This window comes from Klenkia brasiliensis (assembly GCF_900100695.1).
GTDB classification, from domain to species: Bacteria; Actinomycetota; Actinomycetes; order Mycobacteriales; family Geodermatophilaceae; genus Klenkia; species Klenkia brasiliensis.
Window position 1 is genome coordinate 125,452 of sequence record NZ_FNCF01000003.1, and the last position, 19,555, is coordinate 145,006.

Annotated in this window: 21 protein-coding genes; 11 read left to right on the forward strand and 10 right to left on the reverse strand. The window is 75.8% G+C overall.

Features of this window, described 5'->3' with window-relative positions; all coding sequences use genetic code 11:
• Window positions 1-19: 19 nt before the first annotated feature.
• A complete protein-coding gene (locus tag BLT39_RS09235; protein ID WP_131801447.1) occupies window positions 20-916 on the reverse strand; it encodes a hypothetical protein in 897 nt (298 codons plus the stop codon).
• Between the two features lie 400 nt (window positions 917-1,316).
• Between BLT39_RS09235 and BLT39_RS09240 the strand changes: the two genes are divergently transcribed.
• A complete protein-coding gene (locus BLT39_RS09240) occupies window positions 1,317-1,826 on the forward strand; it encodes a DUF1697 domain-containing protein (protein ID WP_165640219.1) in 510 nt (169 codons plus the stop codon).
• Here the strand turns inward: BLT39_RS09240 and BLT39_RS09245 are convergent.
• Window positions 1,823-2,710 carry an NAD-dependent epimerase/dehydratase family protein gene (locus BLT39_RS09245; RefSeq protein WP_091062073.1) on the reverse strand — a complete coding sequence of 296 codons (888 nt, stop codon included), beginning with the start codon at window positions 2,708-2,710 and terminating at the stop codon, window positions 1,823-1,825. The two genes, BLT39_RS09240 and BLT39_RS09245, sit on opposite strands and share 4 nt — an antisense overlap.
• A gap of 84 nt (window positions 2,711-2,794) precedes the next feature.
• On the opposite strand from BLT39_RS09245, the gene BLT39_RS22375 reads away from it, so the two are divergent.
• Both BLT39_RS22375 and BLT39_RS09250 read left to right on the forward strand, forming a co-directional pair.
• Entirely contained in the window at window positions 2,795-2,944 is a 150-nt protein-coding gene (locus BLT39_RS22375; protein WP_165640209.1) for a hypothetical protein, read from the forward strand.
• Window positions 2,945-2,962: 18 nt separating this feature from the next.
• On the forward strand, window positions 2,963-3,310 hold the full coding sequence (locus tag BLT39_RS09250; protein WP_091062075.1) for a UBP-type zinc finger domain-containing protein: 348 nt from the start codon (window positions 2,963-2,965) through the stop codon (window positions 3,308-3,310).
• On the opposite strand, the gene BLT39_RS09255 is transcribed toward BLT39_RS09250, so the two are convergent.
• From BLT39_RS09255 to BLT39_RS09265, 3 genes are read right to left on the reverse strand one after another with little or no spacing between them, the layout of a single operon-like run.
• Window positions 3,307-4,071, reverse strand: a complete 765-nt coding sequence (locus tag BLT39_RS09255; protein WP_091062076.1) for a dienelactone hydrolase family protein — start codon at window positions 4,069-4,071, stop codon at window positions 3,307-3,309. The two genes, BLT39_RS09250 and BLT39_RS09255, sit on opposite strands and share 4 nt — an antisense overlap.
• 23 nt (window positions 4,072-4,094) lie before the next feature.
• The gene (gene bla / locus BLT39_RS09260) at window positions 4,095-5,018 is read right to left on the reverse strand and encodes a class A beta-lactamase (protein WP_091062078.1); all 924 of its coding nucleotides are present in this window, start codon (window positions 5,016-5,018) and stop codon (window positions 4,095-4,097) included.
• Between the two features lie 10 nt (window positions 5,019-5,028).
• On the reverse strand, window positions 5,029-5,667 hold the full coding sequence (locus BLT39_RS09265) for a DUF6518 family protein (protein WP_131801448.1): 639 nt from the start codon (window positions 5,665-5,667) through the stop codon (window positions 5,029-5,031).
• 94 nt (window positions 5,668-5,761) lie between these two features.
• Here BLT39_RS09265 and BLT39_RS09270 point away from each other — a divergent pair, with 94 nt between their 5' ends.
• The gene (locus tag BLT39_RS09270) at window positions 5,762-6,655 is read left to right on the forward strand and encodes an alpha/beta hydrolase fold domain-containing protein (RefSeq protein ID WP_091062082.1); all 894 of its coding nucleotides are present in this window, start codon (window positions 5,762-5,764) and stop codon (window positions 6,653-6,655) included.
• Window positions 6,656-6,754: 99 nt separating this feature from the next.
• On the forward strand, window positions 6,755-7,753 hold the full coding sequence (locus BLT39_RS09275; protein WP_091062084.1) for an alcohol dehydrogenase catalytic domain-containing protein: 999 nt from the start codon (window positions 6,755-6,757) through the stop codon (window positions 7,751-7,753).
• Window positions 7,754-7,826: 73 nt separating this feature from the next.
• Here BLT39_RS09275 and BLT39_RS09280 read toward each other — a convergent pair whose 3' ends face one another.
• Together BLT39_RS09280 and BLT39_RS09285 are read right to left on the reverse strand one after the other, a co-directional pair.
• Window positions 7,827-8,321 (reverse strand): VanZ family protein, encoded by a 495-nt coding sequence (locus BLT39_RS09280; RefSeq protein ID WP_207507796.1) that lies wholly within the window; start codon window positions 8,319-8,321, stop codon window positions 7,827-7,829.
• A gap of 185 nt (window positions 8,322-8,506) precedes the next feature.
• Window positions 8,507-9,316, reverse strand: coding sequence for an aquaporin (locus BLT39_RS09285; protein WP_091062088.1), 810 nt, complete (start codon window positions 9,314-9,316; stop codon window positions 8,507-8,509).
• A gap of 173 nt (window positions 9,317-9,489) precedes the next feature.
• Between BLT39_RS09285 and BLT39_RS22725 the strand changes: the two genes are divergently transcribed.
• The 3 genes from BLT39_RS22725 to BLT39_RS09300 all read left to right on the forward strand — a co-directional run bounded on the left by BLT39_RS22725 (window position 9,490) and on the right by BLT39_RS09300 (window position 13,645).
• Window positions 9,490-10,473 (forward strand): helix-turn-helix transcriptional regulator, encoded by a 984-nt coding sequence (locus tag BLT39_RS22725; RefSeq protein ID WP_207507798.1) that lies wholly within the window; start codon window positions 9,490-9,492, stop codon window positions 10,471-10,473.
• Between the two features lies 1 nt (window position 10,474).
• Window positions 10,475-11,419 (forward strand): helix-turn-helix transcriptional regulator, encoded by a 945-nt coding sequence (locus tag BLT39_RS23285; RefSeq protein ID WP_109502127.1) that lies wholly within the window; start codon window positions 10,475-10,477, stop codon window positions 11,417-11,419.
• Between the two features lie 120 nt (window positions 11,420-11,539).
• Window positions 11,540-13,645 (forward strand): SpoIIE family protein phosphatase, encoded by a 2,106-nt coding sequence (locus BLT39_RS09300; RefSeq protein ID WP_091062092.1) that lies wholly within the window; start codon window positions 11,540-11,542, stop codon window positions 13,643-13,645.
• Between the two features lie 10 nt (window positions 13,646-13,655).
• On the opposite strand, the gene BLT39_RS09305 is transcribed toward BLT39_RS09300, so the two are convergent.
• The 3 genes from BLT39_RS09305 to BLT39_RS09315 all read right to left on the reverse strand — a co-directional run bounded on the left by BLT39_RS09305 (window position 13,656) and on the right by BLT39_RS09315 (window position 16,103).
• Window positions 13,656-14,462 (reverse strand): DNA-formamidopyrimidine glycosylase family protein, encoded by an 807-nt coding sequence (locus tag BLT39_RS09305; protein ID WP_091062094.1) that lies wholly within the window; start codon window positions 14,460-14,462, stop codon window positions 13,656-13,658.
• Between the two features lie 21 nt (window positions 14,463-14,483).
• Window positions 14,484-15,179, reverse strand: a complete 696-nt coding sequence (locus tag BLT39_RS09310) for a hemerythrin domain-containing protein (RefSeq protein ID WP_091062096.1) — start codon at window positions 15,177-15,179, stop codon at window positions 14,484-14,486.
• 84 nt (window positions 15,180-15,263) lie between these two features.
• Entirely contained in the window at window positions 15,264-16,103 is an 840-nt protein-coding gene (locus BLT39_RS09315) for a helix-turn-helix transcriptional regulator (RefSeq protein WP_091062098.1), read from the reverse strand.
• 134 nt (window positions 16,104-16,237) lie between these two features.
• Between BLT39_RS09315 and BLT39_RS09320 the strand changes: the two genes are divergently transcribed.
• Genes BLT39_RS09320 through BLT39_RS09330 form a run of 3 tightly spaced genes read left to right on the forward strand, consistent with a single transcriptional unit; the run spans window position 16,238 to window position 19,554 of the window.
• On the forward strand, window positions 16,238-17,182 hold the full coding sequence (locus BLT39_RS09320) for an SDR family oxidoreductase (protein ID WP_091062099.1): 945 nt from the start codon (window positions 16,238-16,240) through the stop codon (window positions 17,180-17,182).
• Between the two features lie 37 nt (window positions 17,183-17,219).
• On the forward strand, window positions 17,220-17,507 hold the full coding sequence (locus BLT39_RS09325; protein WP_091062101.1) for a hypothetical protein: 288 nt from the start codon (window positions 17,220-17,222) through the stop codon (window positions 17,505-17,507).
• Between the two features lie 46 nt (window positions 17,508-17,553).
• A complete protein-coding gene (locus tag BLT39_RS09330) occupies window positions 17,554-19,554 on the forward strand; it encodes a potassium transporter Kup (protein WP_242658278.1) in 2,001 nt (666 codons plus the stop codon).
• Window position 19,555: the final 1 nt, after the last annotated feature.

The window sequence follows — 19,555 nt, forward strand, 5'->3', positions numbered from 1 at the left end:
TCCACTGGGACGCCACGCGCTAGGGCCACTCCTCTTTGAACGCCTCGTCGTCGCGATAGATGAGGCCGACGTCGTACACCCAAAGAAGCCGCACGACCTCATCACCAGGTCTGCCGGGAAGCAGGACGGCGATGCGGTCGTCTGGGCCAAGCTGATCGAGCGAGCGGTAGTACATGGCCTGGCCCATGCCATGCGCCACCATGACGTCGTCGCGGTGGTTCGCCTTGGCCTCGATGATGACTTGCCGCTCGCGGTCGTACAGGTCCGCCTCACGCCCGTTCGTGAACAAATGCTTGCGAACGTCTCGGCGGTCTAGCCAGGCGACGTAGTCATTGACCAGGTCGTGTTCCAGCTCGCGCTCGAGCTCTGCACGCTCCTCGATGGTGAGAGTTGGGTCGGCGAGCACGGCTTCAACATTTTTGAGCAACATCCAGTTGCGGCGGACCACGCGTAGCCGGTTGCCCTTGAGGTACTTGTGCATTGCCCAGTAGACGTCGCAGTGGCGGTACTGGCCGTTGAGCGCCAGGAAGCACTCATGGATCGAGCGGCTGGGTTTGTGCCCGGGACTTGGCCAGCCCAAGGACCACACCGCCTCTGCCACTCGGCGAAGGGCGTCCGGCGGAACCGGAATCGGGTCGCTCGGCTGGCCTGCGCGACGGAAGTGATCCCCTTCATAGACGACTACACCAGTCCACTCAAGATCGAGCTCAGCGGTAAGGAACGCGTCCTGGACTGCCGCGCGCTCGCGGTCGAGCACCAGGCTGAGCCCCAAATGGTCCGCTAGCCGCTGAGAGATGGTGTCCCAGCTCGGGAGCTCGTCGATGGAGGCCTCGATGACCTTGGTTGCCACCGACACGCGGTGTTCCTTGTCCTGGCTGTAGGCATGAGGACCATCGGGCGGGTAGGGAACAGCCATCTCAGCGCCGCCAGCAACCCGCGAACTCTGTCACGCCGTCGTCCGACCACATCACTTGAGCAGCGTGGCAGATGGGACCTGCCGAGCGGTACAGATTCACGCCATGAAGGACAACGAACAGAGCAGCCCAGGACTGGACCCCGGCCCCTAACGGCCGCCGTTCGTGATACTGATCTTGATACTGCAGGCCGGGAATCTCGGTGCACCTGAACGTACCAGAATGTCGGAGTCACCCTGTACCACGATGCCGAACGTGCAGCTCAACGCCACGTAGAGCCTCCAGATGCCTATCGGACCTGCTGAGTTCAAGTCCCCCCTCGGACACTCTCGAAGCCCCGTGTTCCTGCTGGTCAGGAGCGCGGGGCTTCGTCGTCCGCGCGACCCGGGCCAGGATGGGGGCGTGCGCCACGTGGCCTTCGTCCGCAACCTCAACCAGGGGCAGCGCGGGCACGCGACCACGGCCGACCTGCTCGCCGCCTTCGCCGACGCCGGCTGCCGGCACCCGCACGCCTTCCGCAGCAACGGCACCGTGGTGCTCGAGGGCGACCCCCGGTCGGCCCTCGACGCGATGGACCTCCTCGCCGCGCGCACGGGCGTGGCGCGCGAGGTCTTCGTGCTGCCGCTGGACCAGGTCGCCGCCGTCGTGGCCGAGCACGGCGACGCCCCGGACGCCGCCCGGCGCGAGTTCACCCTGCACGCGCCGGTGACGATCGACCTCGACGAGCGCACCCGCCAGCAGGCGGCCCGTCGCCGCTGCCGCATCCTCCAGACCGGGCACGGGTGGGCGGTCACGGTGAACGAGCGCGACCGGGAGTCCCACGCCACGCCCGTGGTCGAGCGGCTCACCGGGGCCCCGGCGTCCTCCCGGGGCCTGCCCACCCTCGTCGGGCTGGTCGACCGGTTCGGCTAGGACCGGTCGGCGAGGCCCTCCCGCAGCTCGGTCAGCGCCTGGTCGAGGCCCACCTGCGGGTGCCAGCCCCAGCGGCGGGCGCGGTCGGTGCGCAGCTGCCCGGTCCACGCCGGCTCGTCGGTCCACTCCGGCTCGGCGCCCACGGCCTCGCCGACGGCGCCGAGGTAGTCGCCCCACGTCGCCGGCTCCCCCGCCACCAGCACCGGCGTCGTCCCGCCGGCGACCGGGCCCTGCTCGGGGTCCTCGGACGTGGGGACGGCGCCCACCGCGACGTCGGCGATGAGCGCGGCCAGGTCCGACACGTGCACCCAGGGCCAGCTCTTCGCCGGGTTGACGCTGCGGTCGCCGTCGACGAAGGCCTGCGGCCGCAGCGTGTTCCACACCGAGGTCGAGCCGGCCCCGGCGATCGCCGGCGGGCGCACCAGCACCGTCGTCAGCCCCTCGACCTGCGCGAGCGCCGCGTCGGCGGCGTTCTTGGTGTCCGGGTAGTCACCGCTCCCCTCCGGCAGCAGGGCCGCGTCCTCGGCGAGGTCGCCCAGCCCGGCGGAGCGGTCGTGGACCCCGGCGGTCGAGACGTGCACCAGCCGCGGCACCCCGGCGTCCCGGGCCGCCCGGGCCTGCCGTGCGGTGCCCTCGACGCCCACCTCGTGCTGCACCTCCCGCGAGGAACCCATCGGGTGCACGGTGGTGACCAGGGCGTCGGCACCGGACAGCACGTCCGCGACGTCCCCGACGTGCTCGGTGACGCCCGCGGGCGACGGGGCGGTGCCCGCCCGGCGGACGACGGCGCGCACCTGCGCACCCCGGTCGGCGAGCGCGCGGCAGACCGCGGCACCGACCAGACCGTTCGCACCGGTGACCACGACGACGGGAGAGGAGCTCATGCCCCCACCCTGCGGCGGGGACCGTGCGCGCGCAGCCCGGCGCAGGAGCCGACGGGCTGGTTCACTCCCGGCATGGTCGCCCCGATGCCCGGTCCCCTGGACCCCAGCCAGCCGATCCCCGACGACCCGGGCGAGCTGCTGCCCGACACGCCGGACACCCTGCCCCCGGCGCCGGTGGAGCCCACCCCCGAGGACCCGGGCGGCGACCCCGGTGGGGTTCCCGAGCCCGCCTGAGCGCGGCAGGCTGGCCCGGTGACCGACACCGGCATCGACCCCTCCGTCCCGCCCAGCGGCCCCGGCTGCGTCGAGTGCGAGGCCAGCTCCTCGTGGTGGTTCCACCTGCGCCGCTGCGCGCAGTGCGGCCACGTCGGCTGCTGCGACGACTCGCTGGGCAAGCACGCCACCGCGCACGCCGAGGAGTCCGGTCACCCGGTCATCCAGAGCTTCGAGCCCGGCGAGGACTGGTTCTACGACTACCGCTCTCAGGACGGCTTCGACGGCCCCGAGCTCGCCGCGCCCGGCAGCCACCCGGCCGACCAGCCGGTCCCCGGACCGGCCGGCCGGGTCCCGGCCGACTGGGTCGCCCGGCTGGGCGGCTAGCCGACGACCTCGCCCAGGAAGTCCTGCAGGGCCCGCCAGGACCGCCGGTCGGCGGTCTCCTGGTAGGCCGCACCGTGCTCGGGGGCATCCACCCCGGGGACGGCGAAGGCGTGCAGCGCGCCGCTGTAGGTGACCACCTGCCAGTCGGGAGCACCCGCCGCCCGCAGCTCGTCCTCGAACTCCTGCACGGCCGAGATCGGGACCATCGGGTCGTCGGCGCCGGTGAGCACCAGCACCGACCCGGTGATGCTGCCCGGCTCGGCGGGCGCCCCGGTGCCCAGGCCACCGTGGAAGGACACGACCCCGGCGACGTCGGCGCCGGCCCGCGCGGCCTCCAGCGCACCGCTGCCGCCGAAGCAGTAGCCCATGACGACCACCCGCGACGGGTCCACCCGCGGGTCGGCCCTGAGCGCCTCCAGGTTGGCCAGCACCCGCTCGCGGAACAGCGGCACGTCGCCGTAGAAGCGGCCGGCGAGCTGCTGCGACTCGCCCTGGTCGGCCGGCTGGTGGTCCCGGCCGAACACGTCGCCGGCCAGCGCGACGTGGCCCAGCCGGGCCAGCATCTGGGCGCGCACCCGCACGTGGTCGGTCATCCCGGCCCAGTCGTGCAGCACCAGCACGCCCGGCCGCCGTCCCTCCGCCCCGGCGGGCGCGGCCAGGTAGCCCTCGAGGTCGGTGCCGCCCGAGGTCAGCCGGACGGTGCCGGTCTCGACGTCGGCGGCGGGGACGGTGTCCAGCAGACGCTGCAGTTCCGGAGTCATGGCCGCAAGCTACGCCCGCCGCCTCAGCGGGCGAGCTGGTCCACCACGAGGCGGGTGGCGTCGGCCAGCAGGCCGTCGTCGGCATCGGCGTCGGGCACCCCGCGGTCGGTGAGCAGGACGACGACCAGCGGTGCGCCGCCGTCGTCGGGCTGCACCACGGCGACGTCGTTGCGGGTGCCGTAGCCGCCGCTGCCGGTCTTGTCCCCCACCTCCCAGCCCTCGGGCACGCCGGCCCGGATCGCGGCGTCCCCCGTGGTGTTCTCGCGCAGCCACTGCTGCAGCAGCGCCCGCCGGTCGGGGGCGAGGACGTCGCCGAGGACCAGCTGCTGCACCGTCGCGCCGAGGTCGGCCGGGGTGCTGGTGTCGCGGGGGTCGCCGGGGAGGGCCTCGTTGAGGTCCGGCTCGACCCGGTCGACGCGGGTGGTCGGGTTGCCCAGCTCCCGCAGCGCCGCCTGCACCTGCGCGGGGCCGCCCAGCCGTGCCACGAGCAGGTTGGCCGCGGTGTTGTCGCTGACCGTGATGGCCGCGGCCATCAGCTCGCGCAGCGGCAGGCCCGTGCCGACGTGCTGCGAGGTGACCGGCGCGTACTCGAGCACGTCGTCCGCCCCGATCGGCACGACGGCGTCCAGCTCGGCGTCGGGCACCCGGTCCAGCAGCAGCCCGACCAGCAGGAGCTTCAGCGTCGAGGCGTGCGCGAACCGCTCGTCGGCCCGGTGCTCCAGGACCTGCCCGGTGCCGGTGTCCAGCGCCCACACCCCCACCCGGGCTGCGTAGGCCGCCTCCAGCGCGTCCACCCCGGCCAGCTCCGCGGCCGCCGGCGCCGCGGACGACGACGAGGGGGTCGACGACGAGCGTCCGGACGACGGCGGGCCCGGCGACGTCGCCGCCGGTGCGCCGCACCCGGCCAGCGCGAGGACCACCGCGCAGACCAGCGGTGCCGCCCTCACCGCAGCGCCCTCACAGCACCGCCACGAGCGCCAGGAAGCCACCGATCCCGAGCACCAGCGCGGGCGCCAGCCAGCGCAGCACCGCACCCCACTGCCGGTCGTGCGCGCCCAGCCCGGCCAGCAGCGCCAGCCCGACCGCACCGGACACCGCGGCCGAGTCCCAGTGCCGCAGCACCGCGCCGAGCAGGACCAGCGCCTCGGTCAGCCAGACGGCGACCAGCAGCGCCGCACCGGCCCCGCGCCACCGCCCCGCCCCCGACCACCCCGCCCCCGACCACCACGCCCACCCTGCCAGCCCGAGCACAGCGCCGCCGACCAGCCCCGCGACCGTCCACGAGAGGACCCACGGCGTGCTCGCGGCGAACCCGCGTGCCGCGGAGACCAGGTAGTAGCCGGGTACCTGCGCCGTGCAGGCCAGGACACCGGCCAGGACGGCGACCTGCGGTGACCGGGCGCGGGCGCCGAGGACGAAGGGCGCCAGCAGCCACGGCCCGACCGCGTTCACCAACCCGCCCAGCGCGGTGCCGCCGAGCAGCGTCTGCCCCGGCGAGGTCAGGGCGCCGACGGCCAGGCCGGCCGCGACGGCGGCCAGCAGCAGACGGGCCGGCACGGTCACGGGGCGGGGACGGGGCAGCACGGAGGCGGTCACGGCGTCGATGGTGGGTGCCGGCCGGCCCGAGCACATCGGCCCGGGGACCGATCCTGGGTCCGCCCCCGGGTGGAGCACGGGGCACACTCGCCCGGTGCCCAGTGCCGTGAGCCGAGTCCTGCCCCCGCTGCTCCGCCTGCTGCGCTTCAAGCGCACCTTCGCCACCCCCGAGGGCATGCGGGAGCGGCTGGCCGAGGTCGCGCTGCGGCCCGAGGCCTACGGGCCGCCCGCCCGGCTGCGCGGGGTGCGGGTCACCGTCGACCACGCCTCGGGGTGGCCGGTGTACGTGGTCGCACCCGAGGGCCCGGCGTCCGGCCAGCACGCCCTGTACGCGCACGGCGGCGCCTGGGCGTTCGAGATCAGCCCGTTCCACTGGCGGCTGGTCGCCCACCTGGTCCGCCACAGCGGGGTGACGGTGACCGTGCCGATCTACCCGCTGACCCCGGTCGGCACCGCGGGCGTCGTCGTCCCCGCCGTGGCCGACCTGCTCGCCGGGCTGGTGGAGCAGCACGGCGCGGAGCGGGTGACCGCGATGGGCGACTCGGCGGGTGGGCAGATCGCACTGTCGGCGGCCCTGCTGCTGCGCGACCGGGGCACGCCGCCGCTGCGCCGCACCGTGCTCATCTCCCCCGCGCTCGACCTGTCCCTGGCCAACCCCGAGATCGACCGGGTCGAGCCCACCGACCCCTGGCTGGCGCGCCCCGGCACCCGGGTGGCCATCGACCTCTGGCGGGACGGCCTGGCCCTGGACGACCCGCTGGTCAGCCCGCTGGCCGGGGACCTGGCGGGCCTGGGCCCGCTGACGGTGTTCGGCGGCTCGCTGGACATCACCCACCCCGACGTCCGGCTGCTGGTCGAGCGGGCGCGGGCCGCCGGCGTGGACGTCGACGACCAGGACGGCCCAGGGATGGTGCACGTCTGGCCGCTGCTGCCGATCCCGGAGGGCGCCGCGGCGCGGCGGCACCTGGTCGACCTGCTGCGCGGCTGACCCGGCACCGGACCCGCCGGTCCGGGCATGCGGTGGGTGCGGCCGGGTAGGTCGTGTGCAACGGGGTGCATGCGGTGCCCCACCCACGAGGAGCGTGCGATGCGAGCAGTGCAGGTGCCGGCGGCCGAGGCCGACTTCGAGGTCGTGGAGCGGGACCGGCCGGAGCCCGGGCGCGGGCAGGTGCTGGTGCGGGTGACCGCCAACGGCGTGTGCCACAGCGACGCCTGGGCCCAGGGCGGCATGGCCAGCGAGTACCCGCGGGTGCCCGGCCACGAGGCGGCCGGGGTGGTGGAGGCGGTCGGCGAGGGCGTGGAGCAGTGGCAGCCGGGCACCCGGGTCGGCGTCGGCTGGTTCGGCGGCGCCTGCCACGTCTGCGACCCGTGCCGGCGCGGCGACTTCATCTCCTGCCAGCGGATGGGCGTCACCGGCCTGAGCGCCGACGGCGGGTACGCCGACTACCTGGTCGCCCCCGCCGACGCGCTGGCCGCGATCCCGCAGGGCCTGTCCGACACCGACGCCGCCCCGCTGATGTGCGCCGGCGTCACCACCTTCCACGGCCTCCGCGAGAGCGGCGCCCGGATCGGTGACCTGGTCGCCGTCCTCGGCCTGGGCGGCCTGGGGCACCTGGGTGTGCAGTTCGCGTCCAAGCTGGGCTTCGAGACCGTGGCCATCGCGCGCGGCGCCGAGAAGGGCGAGTTCGCGCACCAGCTCGGCGCGCACCACTACCTCGACAGCACCGCCGTCGACGTCGGCGAGGAGCTGACCAAGCTCGGCGGGGCCAGCGCGGTGCTGGCCACGGTCACCGACGCGGCCGCGATGGCCGCGACCATCCCGGGTCTGGCGCCCCGCGGCCGGCTCGTCGTGCTCGGCGCCCCCGGCGAGCCGCTGTCGCTGCCCGCACCCGACCTCATCTCGGCCAGCCGGGTGGTCGCCGGGCACGCGTCGGGCACCGCGAAGGACTCCGAGGACACCCTGCGGGTGGCCGCCCGGCTCGGTGTCCGGCCGATGGTCGAGACCGCCCCGCTGGAGGAGGCCGCCACCGCGTTCCGCCGGATGATGGACGGCCAGGCCCGGTTCCGGATGGTGCTGACCACCTGAGCCGGACCGATCATGCAGGACGACAACGGGGACACGCCGGCACGCGGCGTGTCTCCGTTGTCGTCCTGCATGATCAGTGTCGCGAGGGAGCCCGGACGGCCCGGCGCAGCGTCAGGCCGAGGACGGCGAGGCCCACCCCGGCCGCGGCGCCGAGGGTGTTCGACGACCAGTCGGTGGTGTCGCAGGCGCGGCCGATGCCCGGGACCACCGCCTGCAGTGCCTCGACGGCCGCGGACAGGCCGGACCCGGCCAGCAGCACCGGCCACGGACAGCGGCTCGCGACGGTGGCCAGCAGCGTCGGCGGCACGAAGAGCAGCACGTTGGCCAGCAGCTCCACCCGGGTGAGGGTGGGCAGCGCCCACTGCACGGTGCAGCGCACGTCCTCGACCGTGCCCGGCCCGGGCGACAGGGTGAGCACGGCGACGGGGACCAGGGCGAGAGCCGCCAGCCACCAGGCCGCGCGCGGCCGGCCGGCCAGCCCGGCCGCGACGAGCGGGCCGGCGACGAGCAGGGTCACCAGCCCGGCCGTGGTCGCCCACGGGTGGTCGAGCAGCCAGTTGGTGATCACGGCCCGAGCATGACGGAGCGGGCCCGCCCCGGGCATCCACCCGGGGTCGGACCCGCCTCGTCCTGCGGTCGCGGATCAGTGCCCGTGGTCGCGCACCCTGCGCTTGGCGTAGGGGACGCCGACCTTGGACAGGGCCTTGACCACGACCCAGCCGACGGCGGCGAGGGCGTTCTTCTTGGCGGCCATCAGCGGGCACCTGCCTTCGTGGTGGGGTCGGGCGTGGCGACGGCTGCGGTGACGGAGTGGCCGGCGTCGGCACTCCACAGCACCCGGTGCAGCAGCGCACCGATCACCGCACCGACCAGCGGGACGACGATGAACAGCCAGACCTGCGACAGCGCGGTCCCGCTGGAGATCAGCGCCGGGCCCAGCGAGCGGGCCGGGTTGACGGAGGTGCCGTCGACCGGGATGGCGACCAGGTGCGCCACGACCAGGACCAGGCCGATCGGGATGCCGGCGACGGCGGCGTTGGAGCTGCGCGCGGTGGCGGCCAGCACGACCATCACCAGCAGGGCGGTGAAGACCAGCTCGACGGTGATCGCCGCGCCGATGCCGTAGCCGCCGGTGGACGCCTCGCCCCAGCCGTTGGCGCCGAGGCCATCGGTGGCCAGGTCGAAGGTCGGGTTCGCCGAGCGGAAGGCGTAGACCACGCCGGCGCCGGCCAGGCCACCCAGCAGCTGGGCGACGACGTAGGCACCGGCCGCGGCGGGCTCGATGCGCTTGGCGATCAGTGCGCCGAGGGTGACGGCCGGGTTGACGTGGGCGCCGGAGACCGGACCGATGGTGTAGGCCAGGACCAGCAGGCTCAGGCCGAAGGCGAGGGCGATGCCGACGGTGCCGGTCTCGGGAGCGGCGACCGCGGTGCCGACACCGCCGATCACCAGCAGGGCGGTGCCCAGGAACTCCGCGAGCGCCCGGATGGGCAGCGGCGGCTGCGCCGGTGCCGGCGCCGGAGCGGCGGGGGTGGTTCGGGGCGTGCGGGCGGCGGTGGCCATGGCTCCTCTTCTCGGGGCGGACATTGGTTGCGGGCCACCATGTGACCACCCACGTAACGCCGTAAACCTTCGACCCCCGATCTCCCCGGCACCTTCCCGGCACGCCGCCCGGGCGGCGTAGTCTCGAGTTCGGGTGAGCCACTCCCGCGCCGTCGTCGGCAGGAGGGGTGGTCGTGCGCGCGGTCGTGCACCGGACGTCGTTCGTCTCGCGCGACGAGGACGAGGTGACCGGCTTCATCGGCCGGGTCTACGCCGAGCACCGCTCCCGCTTCGCCCCCGTGACCCGTGGGGCCACGTTCTCCGCGCTGACGCACGACGCCCTGGTGGACGACGCGCCGGCCGTGGGCGCGGACCGCCTGCGCACCAGCATCGACTACACCGGCACCAGCGAGGCCGGGTTCACCGACTACGTCTTCTTCGTCGTCCACGCCGGCAGCGTGCAGATGGGCAACGCCGGCGCGGTCACCACAGCCGTCAGCGGCGACACCGCCTTCTACCCCCTGCACGTCGCGGTCGACTTCGACATGCAGCACTACGACGTGACGACCCTGCGGCTGCCCGCCCACCGCCTGGACCAGGTCGCGGAGGAGGCGGCCGGCGTCCCGCTCGGCGGGCTGCGCTTCCACGACGTCGTGCCGGTGTCCGCAGCGGCGAAGCGGCGGTGGCGGTCCCTGGTCGAGCTGGTCAGCGGTGCGCTGGCCGACCGGCACGGCCCGCCCACCTCACCGCTGCTGGCCGAGGAGATGGCCCGCACCGCTGCGGTGGCCGCCCTGCACACCTTCCCGAACACCGCCCTGACGCGCCAGCACGTGCCCGGCGCCGGCCAGGTGGCCCCCGCCGCGGTCCGCCGGGCGGTGGCGCACATCGAGGCCCACGCCGACCGGCCCCTGACGCTGACCGGGATCGCCGAGGCCGCCGGCACCGGCGCACGGGCCCTGCAGCAGGGGTTCCGCCGCCACCTCGGCACCACCCCGCTCGGGTACCTGCGCCGGGTCCGCCTGGAACGGGCCCACCGCGACCTGCAGCAGGCCGACCCCGCCGGCCCGGACGGCGTCGCCGGCATCGCCGCGCGGTGGGGTTTCCGCGACCCCGGCCGGTTCGCCACCGCCTACCGGGCCGCCTACGGCCGCTCACCCGCTGCGACCCTGCTGGACTGACGTGCACCAGCCCGTCCGGAGCCGCCTGACCACCGACGACCCGGCGCGCGCCGCCGAGCACCTGGCGCTGGCCCACCCCGGCCACCGGCTCCGCCCGGGCAGCGCCGGCGGGCCGGCGGGCTTCGCGTACGAACGCACCGAGGCCTGCGGGGTCCGGCTCGACCGGCTGCGCCTCGGGGCGCCGGCCCGGTGGACCGCTGCGCCGACCGGGTCCCTGCTGGTGGTCCGGGTCGAGGCCGGGCAGGTGCTCTCGACGACGCAGGGCGCAGCGCGCCGGCTCGCCGCCGGCGACGTCTGGCTGCTCGCCCACCCGGACGCCGGGGCGGTCACCGAGCTGAGCGGGGACGTCGCGCTCTCCCTCGTCCCCCTCGACCCGGCGGTGCTGCACCAGCTCGACGCACCGGCCGGCACCGCGGACCTGCGGCTCACCGCGCTGCCGGCACCCGGCGCCCACCGCTGGGTGCGGACCGTCGAGCACGCCCGGTCGCTGCTGGACCCCACCGGCGACGGCGGCCCCGGGCCGCTGGTGCTCGACGCCTGCCGCCGGCTCCTCGCCGCGACCGCGCTGGAGCTCCTCGCCCCCGGTCGCGCCCCGGCCGCCGGACCCGGCGGGGCGGGTCCCTGGCCGACGCCGCTGCAGCGCGCGGTGGCCCACATCGACGCCTCCGCCGACCTGGAGACCACCCTGGACGACATCGCCGCAGCGGCCGGGGTCAGCGCCCGGGCGCTGCAGTTGGCCTTCCGCAGGCACCTGCGCACCACCCCGCTGGGGCACCTGCGCCGGGTCCGCCTCGGCCGGGCCCACCGCGACCTGCTCGCCGCCGACCCCTCCCTCGACACCGTCGCCCGGGTCGCCGGTCGCTGGGGCTTCACCGACGCCGGCCGCTTCGCCCGGGCCTACCAGGAGGTCTACGGCCAACCGCCCAGCCGCACCCTGCACAGCTGAGGCGGCTGTCCCCGGGGGTGCCGTTAGGGTGGCGCCCGCCCGGGATCGGCGACCGCGCTCGGCGCGGGCGCGCAGCTCGTAGCCCTCGAGCGACGGACCCGGCCGACCAGGGAGACCACTGTGCCCGCCGACGAGCCCGGGGTCCGCGACCCCGTCGACGACCGCCGTCCGCCGACGGCGGCCGCCGAGCTCGCCCTGGCCGTGGCGGCCGGGGGCGTGGGCGTCTTCGACTGGGACCTCACCAGTGACGCGATGTCGTGGAACCCGGCCCTGCAGGAGATGTTCGGGTACACGGCGGCGGACTTCCGGCCCACCACCGAGTCCTTCTTCCGCCGGCTGCACCCCGAGGACCGCGACCGGGTGACCCGGGCGGTGGACGCCGCCGTCCGCGCGCGCGGACGGTTCGTCGCCGAGTACCGGGTCGTGCTCCCCGACGGGCGGACCCGGTGGGTGCAGGGCCGCGGCCGGGTGCTCGCCGACGGCACCGGCGCGCCCGTCCGGTTCGTCGGCACCGCCTACGACACCACCGAGGTGCACACCGACGACGTCCGCACCGGCCGCCTGCTGGCCACGATGCCGTGGGGCTTCGTCGTGCTGGACCACGACTGGCGGTTCACCGTGGTCAACCCCGCCGCGGAGGCGCTGCTGCGGCAGCCGGCCGACCAGCTGGTGGGCCGGACCGTCTGGGAGGCGTTCCCCGCCGTGCTCGGCGGGGAGCTGGAGACCGCGTTCCGCACCGCGGTCTCGACCCAGCAGGCGCAGACCCTGACCGCGCACCACCCGGCACCGGTGGACATCTGGTTCGACGTCTCCTGCTGGCCGTCGCCCGAGGGGCTCACCCTGTTCTTCGCCGACGCGACCGAGCGCGCCCTCGCCGACCGGCGAGCCGCGGCCACCGCCGGGCGGCTCGCCCTGCTGGCCGAGGTCGCCGACGCGCTGGTCACCACCCCTGACGTCGCCGACGTGCTCGACGCCCTGCCCCGGCTGCTCGTCCCCCTCACCGCCGACGCCTGCATCGTCACCGTCCTGGGCCCCGACGGCCGGGCGCGGGACGTGAGCTCCTGGCACGCCGACCCCGACAAGCGCGCCGACCTGGCCGGGTACGCCACCACCCGGCTGGTCGACCTGCCCGGCACCACCCCGTTCGCGCAGGTGGTGCACACCGGGGTGCTGCGGCACGTCACCGCGGAGCAGATCGCCGCCCTCCCCCTGCACCCGACGGCCCGGGCGCTCCTGGACAGCCTCGGCCCGGTCCGGGCGTCGATCGTCCCGCTGCGCACCCACGGCCGCGTGCTGGGGGCCCTCACCCTGCTCAGCGCCGCCGACCGCCCCCGCGACCCCGACACCGAGCGGGTGGTGGTGGACATCGCCGACCGCGTCGCGACGGCCCTCGACGCCGACCGGCTGCGCCGGGCGCGGGCGCAGCTGACCGAGGACCTGCAGCGCAGCCTGCTCACCGCCCCGCCCGAGCCCGACCACGCCGAGGTCGTCGTCCGCTACCAGCCGGCCGCCGAGGCCGCCCGGGTGGGCGGTGACTGGTACGACGCCTTCCTGCAGCCCGACGGCACCACGATGGTGGTGATCGGGGACGTCGTCGGGCACGACACCGCCGCGGCCGCGGCGATGGGGCAGCTGCGCGGACTGCTGCGCGGGATCGCGACCTACTCCGACGGCGGCCCGGCCGAGGTGCTGCGCGGCCTGGACGCCGCCGTGGAGGTGCTGCAGGTCGGGGCGCTGGCCACCGCGGCGGTCGCCCGGTTCGAGCAGACCGCCGACGAGGTGGAGCTCGGGGTGACCCGGGTGGTCTGGTCCAACGCCGGCCACCCGCCGCCGCTGGTGCTGCACCCCGACGGCCGGGTGGAGCTCCTCGAGCGCCGGCCGGAGCTCATGCTCGGGGTGGACCCCACCGCGCGGCGCACCGAGCACGTCGCGGTGCTGGAGCGGGGGTCGACGGTGCTGCTGCACACCGACGGGCTCGTCGAGCGGCGCGGCGCCGACCTCGACGAGGGGACGGTCCGGCTGACCGCGGCCGTCGCCCGGCTCGGGCACCTCCCGCTGTCGCGGCTGTGCGACGGCCTGCTGCGCGAGCTCGTCGACGGCCGGCCGGAGGACGACATCGCGCTGGTCGCCGTCCGCCTGCACCGGCAGGACCGGCCCCGCCCGGCCGAGGCCGGACCCCGCGTCGTCCCGCCGGGTGTGCCCGCACCGGCCCACCCGGCGCAGTGAGCGCGCCGGCTCAGGTCTGGCAGCGCGGGCACCACCAGGTGTGCCGCACCCCCGGCTCGTTCGGGATCTCCGGGCTGAACTGCAGCTTCGTGCCGCAGCGACGGCACGGCTCGCCGGTGCGGCCGTAGACGTAGTACCGCTCGCCGGGCCGGGTGTTGCCGGTGGTGACCCGCCCGGGCCCGCCGGGCTTCACCGCGAAGCGCATCGCGCGCACCGCCAGCCGGACCAGCGGCTCGACCTCGACCCGGCCGACCGGGGTGAAGGGCAGGTGGCCGCGCAGGAACGCCAGCTCGTTGACCCACACGTTGCCCAGCCCGAGCACCAGCCGCTGGTCCAGCAGCGCCGACACCAGCGGCCGGTCGGGCTGGGCCTCCAGGTTCGCGGTCGCCTCGGTGATGACCTCCAGCGCCGGCCGGGTGTCGTCGAGCAGGTCCGGGCCCAGGTGCCCGACGACGGTGTGCTCGGCCTCGGTGGGCAGCAGCTCGACCACCGGCAGCCGCAGCCCGATCGCGGTGGGCCCGCTGGTGGCCAGCACCAGCCGGGCGTCGCCCATCATCCGGCGCGGCAGCAGCTTGCCGTGCCCGACGATGCTCCACTCGCCGTCCATCTCCAGGTGGGTGTGCAGCGTGACCGCCCGCCCGGCGTGGTCGAAGCGGGTGAGCATGTGCTTGCCCCGCGGGACCAGCGACAGCACCCGGGCCCCGGACAGGTCGGCGGTGGCGAAGCGGGGCACGCGGAAGTCGCTGCTCTCGACCTCGGTGCCGACGAGGGACTGCATGCGGCGCGCGAGCCGGTAGATCGTGTCACCTTCGGGCATGAGGGCCCCACCGTAACCACCTCACCGGTGGGTCGCCGGGGTGTCGCCGTGCCGGGCGGCCGGCGTGCGCTCGACCAGCCCGGCGAGCCGGGCCAGCAGCGCCGACGCGGCGCGCGCCCCGGGCAGGCCGGCACGGGCGTCGAGGTGGTCGCGCCCGCGATCCAGCACCGACAGCGGCAGCCCGGACAGCGCGTTGCCGGGGGGACGGCGGGCCACCGTCGGGTGCGGCCGGGTCGGGGACACCCGGGCGACGACCGCCCACGCCCACCCCAGCCGGCGCAGCGCCCGGTCGTCCAGGCGCTCCCGCAACCGGGGGAAGAGCTCGTCCTCCTCGTCGCGGACGTCCTCGCGCAGCACCGTCACCAGCCGGTCCAGCAGCGCCGTCCGGCGGGGGTCGTCGTCCGGGGTGCGCTCGAGCTCGGCGATCAGGTCGTTGACCTCCTGGTGCTCGCGCTCCACCTGGGTGGTCAGCTCCGCGCCGTCGGGCAGCACCCGGCGCAGCACCGGCCACAGCACGACCTCCTCGGCGAAGGCGTGGCTGAAGACCAGCCGGTCGACCCGCCGCAGCACCGCGCGCTGCGCGTCCCCGGTCGTGCCGTCGAGCTCGTGCAGCAGCTGGTCCAGCCGGGTGTGGTCGGCGATCTGCCGGACCAGCACGCTGCGGCGGCCGCCCAGCTCGGTCGCGGGGCGGTCGGCGATGGTGGACGGATGGGTCACGGTGGCTCCTCGGACGGCGCGTCGGCCGCCGGCTGGACCGCCCGCACCCTGCCCGCTGCGCCCCCCGGCCAACCACCCGGGCCCCTACAGAGCGCGCCCGGCCACGACCGACAGCAGCTGCAGCTTCTCGTGCGCCTCGCTGCCGGGGACGGCGGTGTAGACCAGCAGCGTGTGGCCCTGCAGCGGGTCCTGCAGGGTCTGGCACTGCAGCTCCATCAGCCCGACCTCGGGGTGCACCAGCCGCTTGCCCTCGGCCGGCCGCAGGCCGACCTCGTGCCGCTCCCACACCCGCCGGAACTCCTCGCTGCGGCCCAGCAGGTCCTCGGCCATCACGGCCGCCCGGGACCGCGGCCCCCGGACGGCGACCACCGACCGCAGCGCCGAGGCCCACACCCGGCCCATGTGCTCGTGGTCGTCGGGGTGGTAGCGGCGGCGCACCTCGGGGTCGGTGAACCACCGGTACCCCAGGCTGCGCGCGGGCCCGGTGCGCAGCGACGCGTCGCCCAGCAGCGCGACGCCCATCGGGGTCTGCCGCAGCGTCTCCCCCAGCTCGGTGACCACCTCGGCGGGGGTGTCCTGCAGCCGGTCGAGGATGCGCAGCATGCCGGGCTCGACGTGCGTGCCGTCCGCGCCGCGGGGCGGGGGGCGGTGCCCGGCCAGCCGGAACAGGTGGTCGCGCTGGTCCAGCGACAGGTGCAGCCCCTGCGCGATGGCGGCCACCATCGACTCCGAGGGCTGCGGCCCGCGCTCGCGCTCGAGCCGGGAGTAGTAGTCCGGCGACATGTGCGCCAGCGCGGCGACCTCCTCGCGGCGCAGGCCCGCGGTGCGGCGCCGCTGCCCGCGGGGCAGGCCGACGTCCTCGGGCTGCAGGGACTCCCGGCAGCGGCGCAGGAAGTCGGCCAGGCCGGCCCGGTCGATGTCCACGCCGTGATCCTGCCCGGGGCCGCCGGGCCGATCCAGGGCCCAGCCTGGGCCTGGCGATCCCAGGACGAGCGGGTCGTGGTGCGCGGCGGGCGGGCGGCGCAGCGTGGGGACCACACCGACCCGAGGAGACCCCGATGGCCCGCACCACCACCCCCGCGCCCCTCCCCGACCTGACCGGCCGCCGCGCCGTCGTCACCGGCGCCAGCGACGGCATGGGCCGGGTCATCGCGACCCGGCTGGCCGCCGCGGGCGCCGAGGTGGTGTTGCCGGTCCGCAACCCCGCCAAGGGGGAGGCCGCCCTGGCCGCCGTCCGCGCCGCCGTCCCCGGGGCCGACGTGTCCCTGCGGGAGCTGGACCTGTCCTCGCTGGCCTCGGTCGCGGCCCTCGGCGACGCCCTGCGGTCGGAGGACCGGCCGGTGCACCTGCTGGTGGCCAACGCCGGGGTGATGACCCCGCCGCAGCGGCAGACCACCGCCGACGGCCACGAGCTGCAGTGGGGCACCAACCACCTGGGCCACGTCGCCCTGGTCGGCCACCTCCTGCCGCTGCTGCTCGCCGGCCGCGCCCGGGTCGTGTCCCAGCTCAGCGTGGCCGCCGCCCGCGGCACCGTGCAGGAGGACGACCCGGACTCCCGGCGCTCCTACGACGGCATGCGCGCCTACCGGTCGTCGAAGATCGCGCTGGGCCTGTTCGGCCTGGAGCTGCAGCGGCGCAGCACCGCGGGCGGCTGGGGCATCACCAGCGCGCTGTCCCACCCCGGGGTGGCGCCGACCAACCTGCTCGCCGCCCGGCCCGAGGTCGGCCGGGCCTCCGACACCCTCGGCCGCCGGGTGATCCGGTTCCTGTCCGCCCGCGGCCTGCTGGTGGGCACGGTCGAGAGCGCCGCCGAGCCGGCCCTGCTCGCGGCCACCGCCCCCGACGCCGGCGGCGCGTTCTTCGGGCCCGCCGGGCCGGGGCACGTGGGCGGTCCGCCCGCCCGGCAGGAGCTCTACCGCACCCTCACCGACACCGACGCCGCCCGCCGGGTGTGGGAGCTGTCCGTCGCCCAGGCCGGGGTGCCGGTGGACGTCCGTCGCTGATCGAACACGTGTTCGACCACCGTGGCATGCTGTCCGGGTGGCGGGTCGGACGGGTGAGCCGCCGGAGGGCGTCTCGACGCCCGTCCGGCCGGCGCAGCACTGCTGGGTGACCGGCATGCCCGGCCAGCTCGACGACGCCTGGCCGGCCATCCTGCTCGGCTGGGGCCGCGACGGCGACGGCCGCTGGTGGGGCCGGGTGGCCTACACCGTGCCCCAGGGGCTGGGCCCGGCGGTGATCGACACCTGGGTGCAGGCGGGCTACCTGCGGCGGTTGGAGCCCGAACCCCGCCGGCCGTCCCCCAGCCGCCGGCGGTTCCCCAACTGAGCGCGTCGAGGTGTGCCGCACAGGGCCACGGGGTTCACTGCCGGTCGTGACCGAGCAGATCGCCACCGCACCGGCGCACGACGGGCCCGCCGGCCGCGGCCGGGTGCGCCCCGAGGGTGCCTCCCCCACCCGGGCAGCCCTCACCCTCGGCGCGCTCGGCGTCGTCTTCGGCGACATCGGCACCAGCCCGATCTACACGCTGCAGACGCTGTTCAGCCCCGACGACCCGCACCCGGTCCCGCTGACCGAGGCCAACCTGCTCGGCCTGCTCTCGTTGATCTTCTGGTCGGCCACGATCGTGGTCACCGGGCTCTACGTCGGGGTCGTGCTGCACGCGGACAACCACGGCGAGGGCGGCATCATGTCGCTGATCACCCTGGTCGGGCGCCGCGGCCGCGACGGGCGCCGGCTGCCCCCGACGGTGGTCCGCCGGCTCGCGCTGGCCGGCATCGCCGGGGCCGCGCTCTTCCTCGCCGACAGCATGATCACCCCGGCCATCTCGGTGCTGTCGGCGGTCGAGGGCGTCACCGTGGTCGACCCGGCCCTCGGGGACTTCGTCGTCCCCGCCGTGCTGGTCATCGTGGTGGCGCTGTTCGTCGTGCAGCGGTTCGGCACCGCCAAGGTGGGTGCGGCGTTCGGGCCGGTGATGGTGCTGTGGTTCCTCGTCATCGGCCTGGGCGGGCTGTCCCGGGTGGTGGCCGAGCCCGGCGTGCTGCGCGCGTTGTCGCCCACCTACGCGATCGGCTTCTTCGTCGAGCAGCCCGGCACCGCCTTCTTCGCCCTGGCCGCGGTGGTGCTGGTCATCACCGGCGCCGAGGCGCTCTACGCCGACCTCGGCCACTTCGGCCGGGCCCCGATCACCCGGGCCTGGCTGTTCCTGGTCTACCCGGCCTGCATGCTGTCCTACTACGGGCAGGGCGCGCTGGTCATCGGCGACCTGTCCCCCGACGGCCCCATCACCGCACCGTTCTTCCGGGTCGTCCCGGGCTGGGCGCTGGTGCCGCTGGTCGTGCTGGCCACCCTCGCCACGGTCATCGCCTCCCAGGCGGTCATCACCGGTGCGTTCTCCGTCGTCCGGCAGGCCGTGCAGCTGGGCTACCTGCCGCGGCTGCGGATCGTGCACACCTCCGCGCACACCATCGGCCAGGTCTACGTGCCCTACGTCAACTACGGGCTGATGGTCGCCGTCGTCCTGCTGGTGCTGTCCTTCCGCAGCTCGGCCGCGCTGGCGTTCGCCTACGGCATGGCGGTGACCTGCACCGTGCTGGTGACCATCGTGCTGACCTCCGTCGTCGCGGTGCACCGCTGGGGCCGGCCCCGGCCGCTGGTGCTGGCCGGGGGCGGGTTCGTCGGGCTGGTGATGCTCGGCTTCCTGGCCGCGAACCTGACCAAGCTCGCCCACGGCGCGTGGGTGCCGCTGGTCATCGGCCTGCTGCTGTTCACCGTGATGACGACCTGGTTCCGCGGCCGGCTGCTGGTGACCAAGCGCCGGCACGAGCAGGAGGGTCCGCTGGACGACGTGCTGCACGACGCCTGCGACCCCGGCTCGCCGCTGGTCCGGGTGCCGGGCACGGCGGTCTACCTCAACCGGGCCACCAAGGGCGAGCCCACCGCGCCGCTGGCGCTGCGCTCCACGGTCGAGCACCTGCACGCCCTGCACGAGCGGGTGCTGGTGGTCTCGCTGACCACCGCGCTGAGCCCGTGGGTGGTCGACGAGGAGATCGGCACCGTGACCGTCCCCGAGGGCAGCGACGGCTCGGTGGTGCTGGTGACCCTGCACTTCGGCTACCGGCAGCGCACCGACGTCCCGGCGGCCCTGGCCCGCGCGCTGGCCGCGGCCGACCTCGACGTCGACCTGGACGAGGCGTCCTGGTTCCTGTCCACCATCGACGTCAGCCGCTCCCCCGGCCACCACCGGCCCGGTGAGCTGCCGCGCTGGCGCCGGGCGGTCTTCACCGCGACCTCGCACCTGACCACCGACGCGGCGCGCTCCTTCGAGCTGCCCAAGGACCGCACCGTGGTGATGGGCGCGCGGATCGAGGTCTGAG